The organism is Pseudomonas sp. K2I15 (assembly GCF_002204795.1).
Lineage (GTDB): Bacteria > Pseudomonadota > Gammaproteobacteria > Pseudomonadales > Pseudomonadaceae > Aquipseudomonas.
The window spans coordinates 1-14,089 of record NZ_NIXO01000089.1; the positions used below are offsets into that span (position 1 = coordinate 1).

At 61.1% G+C, this 14,089-nt stretch carries 11 protein-coding genes; 4 read left to right on the plus strand and 7 right to left on the minus strand.

What is annotated here, in order from left to right; genetic code table 11:
- Positions 1-52 precede the first annotated feature (52 nt).
- A complete protein-coding gene (locus tag CEC48_RS28945; protein ID WP_088426935.1) occupies positions 53-3,145 on the plus strand; it encodes a transglycosylase domain-containing protein in 3,093 nt (1,030 codons plus the stop codon).
- 1 nt (position 3,146) lies between these two features.
- Here CEC48_RS28945 and CEC48_RS28950 read toward each other — a convergent pair whose 3' ends face one another.
- The 5 genes from CEC48_RS28950 to CEC48_RS28970 form a co-directional block, all read right to left on the minus strand.
- Positions 3,147-3,641, minus strand: a complete 495-nt coding sequence (locus CEC48_RS28950; RefSeq protein WP_256579794.1) for a CS1 type fimbrial major subunit — start codon at positions 3,639-3,641, stop codon at positions 3,147-3,149.
- On the minus strand, positions 3,641-4,381 hold the full coding sequence (locus CEC48_RS28955; RefSeq protein ID WP_088426937.1) for a pilus assembly protein: 741 nt from the start codon (positions 4,379-4,381) through the stop codon (positions 3,641-3,643). Before CEC48_RS28955 ends, CEC48_RS28950 begins: the two co-directional genes overlap by 1 nt.
- A gap of 22 nt (positions 4,382-4,403) precedes the next feature.
- The gene (locus CEC48_RS28960; RefSeq protein WP_256579795.1) at positions 4,404-5,633 is read right to left on the minus strand and encodes a hypothetical protein; all 1,230 of its coding nucleotides are present in this window, start codon (positions 5,631-5,633) and stop codon (positions 4,404-4,406) included.
- A 3-nt stretch (positions 5,634-5,636) separates the two neighbouring features.
- On the minus strand, positions 5,637-8,156 hold the full coding sequence (locus CEC48_RS28965) for a TcfC E-set like domain-containing protein (RefSeq protein WP_088426941.1): 2,520 nt from the start codon (positions 8,154-8,156) through the stop codon (positions 5,637-5,639).
- A gap of 119 nt (positions 8,157-8,275) precedes the next feature.
- Positions 8,276-8,773, minus strand: a complete 498-nt coding sequence (locus CEC48_RS28970) for a CS1 type fimbrial major subunit (protein WP_088426950.1) — start codon at positions 8,771-8,773, stop codon at positions 8,276-8,278.
- Between the two features lie 526 nt (positions 8,774-9,299).
- Here CEC48_RS28970 and CEC48_RS28975 point away from each other — a divergent pair.
- Together CEC48_RS28975 and CEC48_RS28980 are read left to right on the plus strand one after the other, a co-directional pair.
- On the plus strand, positions 9,300-9,872 hold the full coding sequence (locus tag CEC48_RS28975) for a PadR family transcriptional regulator (RefSeq protein ID WP_088426943.1): 573 nt from the start codon (positions 9,300-9,302) through the stop codon (positions 9,870-9,872).
- Positions 9,869-10,642 carry a siderophore-interacting protein gene (locus CEC48_RS28980; protein ID WP_088426944.1) on the plus strand — a complete coding sequence of 258 codons (774 nt, stop codon included), beginning with the start codon at positions 9,869-9,871 and terminating at the stop codon, positions 10,640-10,642. The genes CEC48_RS28975 and CEC48_RS28980 overlap by 4 nt, the downstream gene beginning before the upstream one ends.
- A 115-nt stretch (positions 10,643-10,757) precedes the next feature.
- On the opposite strand, the gene CEC48_RS28985 is transcribed toward CEC48_RS28980, so the two are convergent.
- Both CEC48_RS28985 and CEC48_RS28990 read right to left on the minus strand, forming a co-directional pair.
- Positions 10,758-11,387: a Pr6Pr family membrane protein gene (locus CEC48_RS28985; RefSeq protein ID WP_088426946.1), complete on the minus strand. Its 630-nt coding sequence runs from the start codon at positions 11,385-11,387 to the stop codon at positions 10,758-10,760.
- A gap of 1 nt (position 11,388) precedes the next feature.
- Positions 11,389-11,625 carry a VF530 family DNA-binding protein gene (locus tag CEC48_RS28990; RefSeq protein ID WP_088426947.1) on the minus strand — a complete coding sequence of 79 codons (237 nt, stop codon included), beginning with the start codon at positions 11,623-11,625 and terminating at the stop codon, positions 11,389-11,391.
- Between the two features lie 360 nt (positions 11,626-11,985).
- Between CEC48_RS28990 and CEC48_RS28995 the strand changes: the two genes are divergently transcribed.
- Positions 11,986-14,004, plus strand: coding sequence for a TonB-dependent receptor (locus CEC48_RS28995; RefSeq protein WP_088426948.1), 2,019 nt, complete (start codon positions 11,986-11,988; stop codon positions 14,002-14,004).
- Positions 14,005-14,089: the final 85 nt, after the last annotated feature.

Sequence of the window (14,089 nt, forward strand, 5' to 3'; positions counted from 1 at the left end):
CGTCTAAGCTTCAACCAAGTCCGATCAATCTACCTAAATGGATCAATCGACTATGGGCGCTTTATGGCAAAACGCTTCTACCAAGGCTGCGGTATCCACCGATAGCCCGGACGAACAGCCATTGCCACAAAGCCCACCTCCCCGTCGCCGTCTGTGGTGGCGGTTGTTCTGGCTGGTGTTGCTGATTGCGCTGATCGCCCTGGGCTTTGCCGCCGTGCGGGAAATGCACACCTCAAGGCTGCAGGCCAAAACCTTCACCGACCTCGCTTCAACCCTCACTTACCAAATGCACCCCGGCGCCAGCGATGCGCGGATCTACCCCGGCGCAGGGCCCTTCGACAAGCGCCTGGGCTACAGCGCCCTTGGCGAGTTCCTGCCGCGTTTGATCAAGCGTGACTACCTGATCCAGGCACAGGCGCGCTTCTCCCCCGACCTGATGGCCTACACCCAACGTGGCCTGTTCGTGCCCTACCCGGAAAAAATCCAGGCCGGCCTGACCATCACCGATTGCCGCGCCGCGCCGCTGTATCAGTTCACCTATCCACAGCAGTTCTACTCAAGCTTCGCAGCGATTCCGCCGGTGGTGATCAACAGCCTGCTGTTTATCGAAGACCGTGACCTGCTCGACCCGAAAAACCCCCAACTCAACCCGGCCGTGGATTGGCCACGCTTTGCCAAGGCGGCCTGGTCCCAGGTGGCGAAGCTCTTGCACCTGCCCGGCCAGACGGCAGGCGGCAGCACCCTGGCCACTCAACTGGAAAAATACCGCCACTCACCCGACGGCCTGACCTTGTCCGGCGGCGAGAAAATCCGCCAGATGATTTCAGCCAGCGTGCGTGCCTATCAGGACGGCCCGCAAACCCTGGTGGCCCGCCAGGACATCGTGCGCGACTACCTCAACAGCGTGCCCCTGTCGGCCGTGCCCGGCCACGGCGAAGTGCACGGCATGGCCGAAGGTTTGCGCGTGTGGTACGGCGCCGACTTCAACCAGACCAATGCATTGCTCAACAGCAACGACCCCAAACAGCTGCCGCAAAAAGGCCTGGCCCTGCGCGAGGTGCTGTCGTTGATGATCGCCCAGCGCCGCCCCTCTCACTACTTGTCCAAGGGCCACAAGGAACTGGCCGACCTCACCGACAGCCACATCCGCCTGCTCGCACAAAACAATGTGATCGACCCGGCGCTGGCCAAGGCGGCCCTCGCCAGCAAAGTCACCTACCGCGACTGGCAACTGCAGCCGACGATCCAGCCGATCGAAACCAACAAAGGCATCAGCGTCGCACGCACGCGCCTGGCCGCCCTGCTCAACCAGCCGCTGTACGACCTCGACCGCCTCGACCTCGCCGCCACCAGCACCTTGCAAGCCGACCTGCAAGCCCAGGCCAGCGCCTACCTCAAGCAGCTCGCCGACCCGGCCTTCGCCGCGCAGATAGGCCTGATCGGCCCCACGCTGCTGACGCCCGCCAGCACCGCCCAGGTGCGCTACAGCTTCAACCTCTACGAGATGACACCCGATGGCGCGCGGGTGCGGGTGCAGACCGACAGCACCGACCAGCCCTTCGACATCAACGAAGGCAGCAAGCTGGAACTGGGCTCCACCGCCAAGCTGCGAGTGATGACCACCTACCTGCAAATCGTCAGCGAACTGCACGATAAATACGGCGCCAAACCCGCCGCCGAGTTGCGCAAAGTCCCGGTGGACGAACAGGACCGCATCACCCGATGGGCCCTCGATTACCTGATCCAGAACAGCGACCGCAACCTGCCGGCCATGCTCGACGCCGCCCTGAATCGCCAATACTCGGCCAACACCAGCGAAGGCTTTTTCACCGGTGGCGGCATGCACCACTTCCACAACTTTCGCGTTCAGGACAATGGCCGCACGCCCACGTTGATCGAAGCCCTGCGCGAGTCGATCAACCTGCCGTTCATTCGCCTGATGCGCGACCTGGTGCGCTACAGCACCTACCAGGGGCCGAACAACAGCGCCGAGTTGCTCAAGGACGACAACGACCCGCGCCGTCAGGAATACCTGGCCCAGTTTGCCGACCGCGAAGGCACCACCTTCCTGCTCAAATTCTGGAAAAAGTACCGCAATAAAAACACCCAGGCTCGCCTCGACACCTTCCTCGACGGCATGCACCCCACCGCCATTCGCCTGGCCGCCGTGCACCGTTACCTGCTGCCCAACGCCAGCCAGGCGAGTTTCAACAGCTTCATCCGCTCGCACTTGAGCAGCGTGAAAAGCACTGAAAAACTCACCGACGAGCGCCTCGACAAGCTCTACCAAAACTATGGCCCCGGCGCCTACAACCTGCCGGACCAAGGCTACATCGCCAAAGTGCACCCGCTGGATTTGTGGCTGATGGGCTACCTGCTGAACACCCCGGATGCGACCTTCACCCAAGCCACCGCCGCCAGTGAGCACGAGCGCCAGGAGGTTTACAGCTGGCTGTTCAAAAGCCGTCACAAGAGCGCCCGCGACAGCCGTATCCGCACCATGCTGGAGATCGAAGCGTTCCTGGATATTCACCAGCGCTGGCAGAAAGTCGGCTACCCCTTCGACCACCTCGTACCATCGCTGGCCACGGCCATCGGCAGCTCCGGTGACCGCCCGGCAGCATTGGCGGAATTGGTGGGGATCATCCTCAACGATGGCGTGCGCCAACCGACGCTGCGCATCGACAGCCTGCGCTTTGCCGCTGACACGCCCTACGAAACCCGGCTGGTCAACGACCCCAATCGCGGCAAGCGGGTGATGCCTTCCGAGGTGGCCACGGCATTGCGCGGGGCCTTGTCACAAGTGGTGGACGCCGGCACCGCGCGCCGTGTCTCGGGCAGTTTCAAACTTGCCGACGGCACCCCGCTGGCCATGGGCGGCAAGACCGGCACCGGCGACAACCGGATCGAAGCGATCGGCGCCGGCGGGCGGATTCTCAGCTCCAAGGCGATCAACCGCACGGCGACGTTCGTATTTTATATCGGTGACCATCACTTCGGCGCCCTCACCGCCTTTGTGCCCGGCGCGTCGGCCCAGGGCTTCAAATTCACCTCGGCGCTGCCGGTGCAAGTGCTCAAGGGCATGGCACCGATCCTTACGCCTTACTTGCAACCGGACAGCATGACGTTGTGCCGCGTGCCCTGACTCAGGGCCGCAACGCATCAAAAATCAGCTGCACACTGCCAAAGTAATGCCCCGCCGCGTAACCACCGTCGGGCTCCATGGCGCTGATCACCAGGGGCACGCGCAAACCGACCTTGGCCTGTTCGGCAGGCACCACCGTGGTATCCAGCAGCGTTAACGATTGACCGTTGAAGGAGACGTCCAGCGCGAACGAGGTGAAGCCGTTGGACAACACCGGCGCATAACCCAGGCGCGCGGTGATGCCGCCTGCAATGTTCTTCACATCGAAGCTTTCCCGCAGCGGCGTCAGCGTCGATGTGAGGGTGTTCCAGGCCATGCGCTGCTCACGTTCGAGGAACTGCGGGTTAACCGGCAGCACGTAGAAGTCACTGGTGGGAATCGACACCGACACCTCAAACGTATGCTCGTCGCGGATGGCGAATACCTCGGTGCAGAACACCCCCAGCGCGGCCGCCAGCGCCACGAGCATCAGCCATTTTGCAGCACGTGGGTTCATCAGCCTCGCACCTCGATGGTTTTCTGCGTGCCGCCTTCCACCAGGTTGAAGCGGTACACGCGCCCGGCCTGCTTGTCGAAACGAAACGCCCGGCCCGGCAAAATGTGGTTCTTGGTCACCGGCTGGCAGTCCAGCGCATTGGTGGCCGCGCAGTCCTTGAACTCATCGACCACCACCACGCTGTTGCCGCTGTTGTTGAGCTGGTATTTGCCTGCGCCATCATCGATACGGGTATCGAAGCGGGTATGGGTAGGCCGCACGAAAAACACTGTGCCGTAACCCGCCAGCACGTTGATCCCGGCCTTCAGGGTTTCCTTGTAAGCCTCGCGTTCTTCCTGGGAGACCGCAAATTCATCTTCGCGCTCCGGCACCACCGGTACAAAACGCACCCGGAAGTAGCGCTCCTGTTCGCGCTCGCCCACGTACAGCAAGCGCGTGCCCTGCATGCCATTGGACGGCACAATCAGCCGCGCCGGGCTGGCCATCAGGCCGTCGCGGGCACCGTTGTCGGCGTGGTTTTCAAGCGGAACTTCTTCGGAGATGCCCTCGGCGTTGTAGCGAATTTCCGCCACGCTGATCTTGACGAAGGCGGTGCTGTCACCGCCGTTGAACACCCGCTTGAGGTAGGTGCCCTTGTCGCCGTCCATGTAGTCGTAGACCACGCCGACGTTGATGCTCGGCCCCGCCTGAACCCCGAGGGCGTACAGGCACAAGCCGACCCCTGCCATTAGCTGTTTCATACAATGTCCTCTTTGATTGAATTTAAGTTTCTGAATCCCAGATCACCGTCACGCTGCCGGAATACCGCTGGCCCGCGTGTTTGGGGGTGAGCATCTGCTCGACGTAGGGCTTCTGGATTTCGAAATGCAACGTGCCGGGCCGCCGGTCCACGTAATGGGTCGGCTGGAAAAATTCGGTGCCGCCACCGTCCAGGCGCAGCGGGCGCTGGCGGACGTGCTGGCGTGCCCTGTCACTGATGCCACCGGGCAAGCTGACCGCGATGTCCACCGGCACCTGGTGGCCAAGCGCATTGGTGATGGCGCAGGTGTTGCCGAACACGTCGCCGCACTGCAATTGCATCTTGAAAGGAGTGGTGGTCCAGATATTAAAGGTCTGGTCCCGGAACAGGCGCTGCGGCCTGCGACCCTGCTGCACCCAGCTTTGCCAGCCGCCTTGGGGCACCAACTCCACCTGATTGCCACCGGGAGGAATCTCGACTTTGAGGATGTGGGTGACGTTCAGGGTGAAGTTGAGAATGAACAGATTGTCGGTAGCGACCATGTTGTCGCCCAGGTCAAAGTCACCTCCCGGCCCGAGGGTGTACTTGATGCTACCGGTGTAGGTGCCGGCCGCCATGCTAAGCGGGTTGGGGGTTTTTAACGCGTAGGCATATTCGATCGTGCTGTACTGCAGTGCCAGCATCTCCATTCCTGGCTGCCGACTGCATACGCCCGCGTTCTCCGGAACCAACCAGAAAAACAGCAGGAAGTTGGTAGCCGCCGCGATGTAGCCCGTGCCCTCGCACGGGCTGGGAGCATTACGCCACTGCCAGTTCCAGGGAATCCCTGGCAACTGCCATCCCGAGACGCCGGGTCGCATGTCTATGCGATGCCCAATGCCGGCAATCCGCACCTGCACCGTGCTGGTTTCTCCCGTGTCTGTGTGGCGCACCTGCACATCCCGCCATTCGGAGGGCACTTTCCACATGGCGCCTTGCCGAGGGTCCTTGGGGTTGGGATAAATAATCCCCTTGGAGTGGGCAGAAAACGCAGTCCGGATCGTGAAAATATTCAATTGCTTGCAGCGGGCCGGAATATGCCAAGGGCATACACCGCTTTCCGGCGTGGTGTTTTTAAATTCGTTGCGTGACGGGTTCGTCGGGTCCGGGACAAACTCTGCGGTAATGTCCTGGGTGAGTGCCTGGGCGCTTCCCGTCATTAGCGCACTTAAAACACCTGCGCGTAATACGCGCTGAAACAGTTTACTGATCATGATTCAACCTGCCGTGTCGGCCTTGTGGGTGGTCGCCAACGTATCCGGCGTGCAGCGCAAATCGCCGATCATCAACACATCGTTTTCACTGTGGGCCTTGGCCGGGTCCAGGCGGAACTGGCACAGCAACTGGTCGCCCCGGCGCACTTCCAAAGTGGGTGAACCGGCGGTCATTTCCATCGAGAAGAACCCGTCCACTTCACTCACCCCACGGCTGGCGTGGTTGATGATGTGGTGCCCCTTGAGCGGCACGCCTTGTGGGTCAAGCAGGCGACCGAGCACGGTGACGGTTTTGCGCACGCTGATGCTGCGGTAGTCCACGCCGCCCTTGTTCAGGTGATAGCCAAAACGCGCCGGCTGGATGGTGGCCGGCGGGGTGTGGGTGCCGTGAAAGTCGAAGCTGACCGAACTGCTTTTGTAGGCGGTCATGGGGATGTAGTTACGCCCCGGTTTCAACTTGACGCTGCCGCCGCTCAAGTCATCGGCGTGCAGGTCGATGTCGTCGAGGTCGGACTCCACATCAATAATCATCCCCGCGCCCTGGCCGTGTTGCTGGCTGGTGAGCAGCATTTTTTCGCCGCCCAGCACCAGGGTGCTGTCCAGGTTCAGGCCGCCGCTCAGGTTGTTGTTGAACGAGGATTGCTGGAGGAAGCCGTCACCGTGAACCTGCCGAGTCTGGAAGCTGGCCATGCCGGACAGGCCGATGCCATAGGTGTCGGTCAGCGCCGTGGCCGAGACGCTTTGCAGCAATTCGCCTTGCAGGTCGCGGCGGTAGCTCACGGAAGCATTGTTGTCGCGCCCGCCTTCACGCGCCGTGCGGGTGCCGATGCTGCCGGACCAGTATTCGCCGGGGCCGCCCAGGGCCAGGCTGATGGTGAAATCCACCCCGCGGTTGCGCTCGTTGCCGGTGCTGGAACTGGCCGGCCGGTCGAACAGCGACAGGCGCCAATTGGCGTCGCTGCCCAACAGGAAGGTGCGCTGGGTCCAGCCCAGGTCGACGCCGATGCCTTCGACATTGCCCTCGCTGTGGGATACGCGGGTACTCACCGAGTTTTTCGGGTCGAGGCGGTGGTTCAGGGAAATCGATGAGTTACTGGTCTGCCCGGTAAATACTTCCCGCTGGCGAAGGCGCGTGCCGTCGGACAAGGTTTCCCAGGTATTGCGCGTGTCGAGCCAGGCGCGGGTGTGGTTGAACACCACGCTGCCGCTGCCATAGGCATAGAGGCCGTTGAGGTCGACGCCGGTGCCGTATTGCTCGGTCTGGTAGACGTTGGCATACACGCTGGCATTATTGCTCAGGGTCCAGTCCAGAGACGTGCCGTATTGCATGTTTTGATGCACCTGGCGCCCGGACATCCCCACCACCAGGCGCGGGTGCAGCAGGTAGTTGAGCGAGGCACCGGCGGTCATGTCGCCACTGGCCTGTTGCTCCCAGTTGCTGAACAGCTTGGTCTCGCGCCCGGCAAACAGGTTGTAGCGCCACGGGTTGTCGTGGTTGCGCCAGTTGAAGGGCTTGTACACAAGCTCAGTGGTGGTGCGGGTGACCTGGCTGTCTTCCACCAGGCGCACTTCCACTTCATAGATGCCACCGGGCAGTGGCCGGGTGTCGAGGGTCTGCAAGCCGGCCGGCACCAGTTGGGTGTTGATCAGCAGCCCGTTGCGGTAGATCTCCACCGACGCCTGGCGGTTGGCGGTGATGTAGATCGGGTACACGCTGGGCTGCGGGTTGTTGATCGCCAGGGTGTCGGAGCTGCCATACATCACGCCCATGGCGGTGTCGGGCGACGAGCCGAACGTGCGCAGTTGGCGGGTCAAGCCTTCGGAATTGGGGGTGAAGTAGCCCAGGCGCAGGAAGTTGCCTTGCAGTTCGCGCTGGGTATAAAGCTCGTAGATCGAGTGGTAAAGCGTGTCGTCGTCCGGGCCGCCGAAACGCGAGAACTGCATGTTCAGCGACTGGCTCCAGTTGCCCAGGCTGCTGCTGGCCTCAATGCCATAGCGCCCGCCCAGTTCCTGGTCCTGGCCACCGGTCAGGTTCAGTTGGTTGCGCACGATCAGGCCACGGCTGCCGTCTTTGGGCAGCTCGTAGAAGCGGCGTTCCTCAGCATTGCGCTCGGCGTTGGCGGTGAGCAACGAGACCAGGGAATTTTCCAGGTTGTAATGCACCGCCAGCAGTTGCTCCGGGCAGTTGCGTTCACAGGCTCCGAGCTTTACGCCTTGTTTGAGGTAGTCGTCCCAAAGGTCGTGTTCATGGGCCAGCACCTTACTGTCCTGGTGGTCGGTAAAGCGCAGCAGTGTGAGGCGATCGTCACGGGACAATACGATCATCGCCTCACCAATAAAGTGTTGGTCACGTTCCACGCGTACGGCCAATGGAACATCGAAGAAGTGCTCTTCAAAGTCCGCCGGTAAACCCTTGGCCTGGGCCAGCAAACTTCGCGGTGTTGTACCGTCGGCGGCGATAGCCAGTGCACTGGTGCACATTAACAAGGCGAGCGCCGTCGCGATGGGAGTCATCGGGAACATGAACGGAATTCTCAAGGGGCAGGCAATTGATTCAATAAAAACCGATCGATCGGCAGGCGCTGCCGTCGATCGGTAAATAGAGAGCGGTCACACGAGCGCTTTAACTAACGCGCCTTGAATCAGGGTGCAGGTGCAACACGCGGCACACTGTCGAACACCACCACGAAATTGGTGGTGTACAGGCCCGAATCTGTATCGGCCGGCTTGGCGGCGTTAATCACCATGTCAGCCTGGGTGCCTGGGGTGGAGGACGCATCGTCGACCACTTCGGTTGGCGTACCGGTCAGTACAACGCCGTTGAAGGTGGTAGTGAGGGGAATGCCGTTGCTGCCGTTGGACAGCACAGCCGGGCCGCCCTCGATGTAGGCGGCAATGTGGCCGTCGGTGTTTTTCACGTCGTACACGGCGCGCAGGCTGCTCAACTGGCCGCTGACGGTGTTGTAGTTCATGACCTCGGCCTGGCCAAAGTTGGGGTCGCGAGGTTGGGCGTGGAATTGCTTGGTGGGAATGCTCGCCGAGATGTTGATGGTGCTGGTGGCTTCACCGGCCGCAAATACACTGGAGGAGCCCAGCGCCAGAACAGCCAGAGAGGCCACGAGTGCAGTTTTCTTGAACATCATTAAGTACCTGTATTTTCATTTGAGTGGCGCCGAGCAGTTGAAATACTGCCCTGGCCGTTAATACCCGCGAATGAATAAACCGGTATAAGCGGTCAATTCAACGCGGAAGGATTATCGGCAGACACTCGGAGAAAATAAGCAGGGTATTTCTGGAAGTAGCGTAGTTCACCCGGCCAATAGCCAGCATGAAAAATACAATAAATTGGAAAATCTAAATTTCTGGCCGTAAGAGAAAGACTACACGAACTAAAATCGACTTAAAAACAATAACAGAATGGTCTGTAAGATCAGTACTACTTAATGCTCTAACTAGCGACTATTTAGATGTTAGTAAGGCGAACATCTCCAGCAAGACAATAACCGATATCGATGCACACCCGGATTCCTGGCTGACACAGTGCCCAGGTCCTTGTAAGACCCTTTTTTCGTCCGATCACGGGTCGTGACCGCTCGTCTGGAAATTTTGCGCTCATATTAAGATATATCTTAAGTTGTATCTAAACCAAACGAGAGCACTGAAAAAATGAGAGACCATCATTCCCACCATCCCCACGGTGAAGGCCGCGACGGCTTCGAAAAACGCCCGGGCCGCGAACGCGGCGGCCGAGGCCCACGGGTATTCGCCCCCGGCGACCTGAAACTGCTGCTGCTGGCCTTGATCGGCGAACAGCCGTGCCACGGCTACGACCTGATCCGCCAGATCGAAGGCCTGTTCGACGGCGCCTACAGCCCCAGCCCCGGCGTGATTTACCCGACCCTGACCTTCCTTGAAGAAAGCGAAATGGTCACCGGCGACGCCGAAGGCGGAAAAAAACGCTACACAATCACCGACGCCGGTCGTCTTTCCTTAAGTGAGCAAGCGATTGCCCTGGAAGGCGTACGCATGCGCATCGATGTCAGCAAACGTTCGCTGCGCGGCCATGATCGGCCACCGGAAATTCACGAAGCGGTGCACAACCTGCGCCACGCCTTGCAGTTGCACCATGGACGCTGGAGCCCGGAAGAAATCGTCCGGGTGGCCGCCCTGCTCAACACCACCGCCCAGGCCATCGTCGACGGCCCGGCAGTCCAACTTGTACCGGAGCAAGCCCAATGACTGAATCCAATAAATTGGAAATTCACCGCGTGATGCACGAAATCAAGCGCCGCCGCCTGGAGGTACTGAAGGTGGTCGACATCACCCCGCGCATGCGCCGTATTACCCTCGGCGGGCCGCAGTTGGCCGGGTTTGTGAGCATGGGTGCCGACGACCATATCAAGCTGCTGTTCCCGCAGAACGCGGCCGAGCAAGCGGCACTGGACAGCCCGGACTTCAGCCTCCAGAGCGACGGCCCCAAGCCTGCCATGCGTGACTACACCCCACGGCGTTTTGACCTGGACATTGGCGAGCTGCAGATCGATTTCGTGCTGCACGGCGATGGCCCTGCGTCCACCTGGGCTGAACAGGTGAAGGTCGGCCAGCACCTGCATATCGGCGGGCCGCGCGGCTCGATGATCGTGCCGGATATCTTCGACAGCTACCTGCTGATCGGCGATGAAACCGCGATCCCGGCCATTGCCCGTCGCCTTGAGGAGTTACCGGCCGGGCGCAAAGCGCTGGTGGTGATTGAAGTGGCCAATACGGCGGAACAGCAGGCGCTGGAAAGCGCGGCGGATGTCGAGGTGGTCTGGGTAGTGCGCGGCGAGCGCGACTTGCTGGATACAGTCGCCAAGCTGCAGGTGCCTGGCGGCAAGCTCTACACCTGGGTCGCGACCGAGAGCAAACTGTCGCGCCAGGTGCGGCGGGTGTTGCTGGATGAGCACAAGGTGAATGAGTCGTTCCTCAAGGCCGTAGGCTACTGGCGCGCCGACGGCAGCGACGAATAAAAACCTCAAGGACAATGAGCATCAAATGTGGGAGCGGGCTTGCTCGCGAAAGCGGTGGATCAGTCAGCCATGTATCAACTGACGCACCGCATTCGCGAGCAAGCCCGCTCCCTCATTAGTTACGTGGCGACCTGGGAATTTTGTCCAGCCCCACCACTGCCAACGCCACCAGCACAAACCCCGCCAGAATCCCCCCGGCATTGATAAACACCTGTGGATAACCCAGCGTGTCCACATCAATGAACGGGTACTGATACAGCCCCCACACATACCCGCGCAGCAACGCATACGCGAAGTACACCAACGGGTAAATCACCCACAGCCCGATGTGCTTGAGCCGCAGGCTGCCCTTGGGCACGCACCACCACCAATACGCGACAAACACCAACGGCATCACGTCGTGCAGCAACTCGTCCGCCACAAACTGCACGCCCGCAGGCGCCCACAGGTGCCGCAGCAACAGGCTGTAGGCGAGGCTGACCACGACAATGCTCACGGCAATCGCGCTGCTGACCACGGGCCCGAGGAAAAACCGGCTGGCAGCGGACGGCCGTTGCACCCAGGCATGGGTCAATACCACCGCCACCAGGGTGTTGGTGAGCACGGTGAAGAAGCTGAAAAAATTCACCAGGCCCGGCAACAGGCTGGCGCCATCGACCCAGCGGAAGTAGAAAATGATGTACTGCTGCAGCGCCAGGCCAGCCCAACCGCCGAGGGCTGCCAGGCCGATAAGGTGACGTTTCACCTCAGTCCTCGACCGGCCGCTTGGTACGCATCAACTTTACGTACAAACCCTCGACCTTCTCCCGCGCCCACGGCGTCTTGCGCAGGAACGACAGGCTCGACTTGATGCTCGGGTCGCTGGAAAAACAACGCACGTTGATGCGCTCGGCCAGGCCTTCCCATTGGTAATGCGCCACCAGCGCGGTGAGGACCTGTTCCAGGGTGACGCCGTGCAGCGGGTCTTTGTTTGTCGCGGTCATGCCGGGCCTTTTGCGAAAAGAAGAAAACGAAGCCGCGCACCTTAGCCGACGGGCCGGGCCGGTGGAAGCACCGCTTTAACTGTAGACGCATTCGATCGTTCCCACGCTCTGCGTGGGAATGCCGAATTGGACGCTCTGCGTCCTGCGGTCGACGCGATTTTTTGCCCTGCGCAACGGTGACGCAGAGCGTCACGGGATGCATTCCCACGCAGAGCGTGGGAATGATCGAGCAGGGTTTGGGAAAGTTCCCCTTGGCAGCGAAAAAAGTGATGTTATATTGTAACGATAACTATCAAGGGGTATCGAATCCCTTACCGTTTTCAGCCTTCTCTTTTTTTGCCGTTTGCCAAGGAACGACCGATGTCCCTCTTCCCTTTGTGGCGCCTCACCCCGCTGGCCGCCACCCTGTTGATCACCTCCCACGCCCACGCCCTGGAGTTGCAACCCCAAGTCATCACCGGTAACCCTATGGGCAGCGAAACCCTCGCCTCGCCCACCACTGTGCTGGAAGGCGACGACCTGACCCTGCAACAAAAAGGCAGCCTGGGTGAAACCCTGAACAAGCAGCCCGGCGTGTCGTCGTCGTACTTCGGCCCGGGTGCCAGCCGGCCGATCATTCGTGGCCAGGATGGCGACCGCATTCGCATCCTGCGCAACGGTGTCGGTGCGCTGGATGCCTCGTCGCTGTCCTATGACCACGCCGTGCCGCTGGACCCGGTCAACGTCGACCGCATCGAAATCGTGCGCGGCCCGGCCGCCCTGCTCTACGGCGGCAGCGCCATCGGTGGTGTGGTGAATACCTTCGACAACCGCATCCCCACCGAAGCCATCGAAGGCATCCACGGTGCCGGCGAATTGCGCTACGGCGGCGCCGACACCACCCGCAGCAGCGCCGGCAAACTGGAAGCCGGCAACGGCACCTTCGCCCTGCACCTGGACGCCAGCGCGCGGGAATTCAACGACCTGAAAATCCCCGGTTTTGCCCGTAGTCGCCACGCACCGGAAAGCGAAGACGGTGAAGGCAAGAACGGTCGCCTGGGCAACAGCAACGGGCGCCAGGACGGCGGCGCAGTCGGCGGTTCCTACACCTGGGACGACGGTTACGCCGGGCTGTCCTACAGCAACTACGACAGCAACTACGGCTCCCCGGCCGAGCAGGACGTGCGCATCCGCATGAAGCAGGATCACTACGCCTTCGCGTCCGAGATCCGCAACCTGCAAGGCCCGTTCACCTCGGTAAAACTCGACGCCGGCTATACCGACTACCAGCACATGGAAATCGAAGGCGGCGAGACCGGCACCACCTTCAAGAACAAAGGCTACGAAGCCCGCGTTGAAGCGCGGCACTTACCGATCGGGCCGTTCAATGGCGTGGTGGGCGCGCAAGTCAGCCGCAACGAGTTCTCGGCGCTGGGTGAAGAAGCTTTCGTGCCGCAGACCGACACCACTGCCGGCGCGCTGTTTATCCTCGAAGAAATGCAGGCCACCGACCGCCTCAAGCTGAGCCTCGGCGGGCGCCTGGAACACACCAACGTCAACCCCGACGGCAAAGGCAACGAGCGCTTTGCCAATGCCAACACGTCCGCCGACTTCACCGCCGGCAGCCTGTCGTCTGGCGCGGTGTACACGCTGACGCCAATCTGGTCGCTGGCCGCCACCTTGGGCTACACCGAACGTGCGCCGACGTTCTACGAGCTGTATGCCAACGGCGCCCACGTGGCCACCGGCACCTATGAACTGGGCGACGCCAACCTGTCGAAGGAAAAAGCCGTGTCCAGCGACCTGGCGCTGCGTTTTGATAATGGCACCCACAAGGGCAGCTTCGGGGTGTTCTACAGCCACTTCTCCAACTACATCGGCCTGCTGGGCAGTGGTCGGACGTTGAACGACGAAGGTGAGCAAGACGCCGGCGGCATCCCTGAGTACAAATACTCCGGCGTACGTGCGCGATTCGCAGGGTTTGAAGCCCAGGATCACATCAAGCTGGGGGAAGGTGCCTACGGCAAGTTCGCGCTGGAGCTGTCGGGCGATTACACCCGCGCTACCAACCTGGACACGGGTGAAGCGTTGCCACGGATTGCGCCGTTGCGTTTGAACAGTGGTTTGTTGTGGGAACTGGATCGCTGGCAGGCGCGTATCGATGTCGAGCACGCAGCGGGCCAGGGGCGTGTGCCGGATAACGAAAGCGGTACTGATGGCTACACCACGTTGGGTGCCAGCGCCGGTTATCGTTTCAATGTGGGTGGCAGCCAGTGGCTGGCGTTTGTTAACGGTGAGAACCTGACGAACCAGACCGTGCGGTATGCCAGTTCGATCCTGCGGGATATCGCCCCGGCGCCGGGGCGGAGTGTGCAGGTCGGTCTGCGTACCACCTTCTAACTGACTGCACTGGGCTAAACATGTGGGAGCGGGCTTGCTCGCGAAAGCGGTGGATCAGTCGCAGATGCAGTGACTGACACACCGC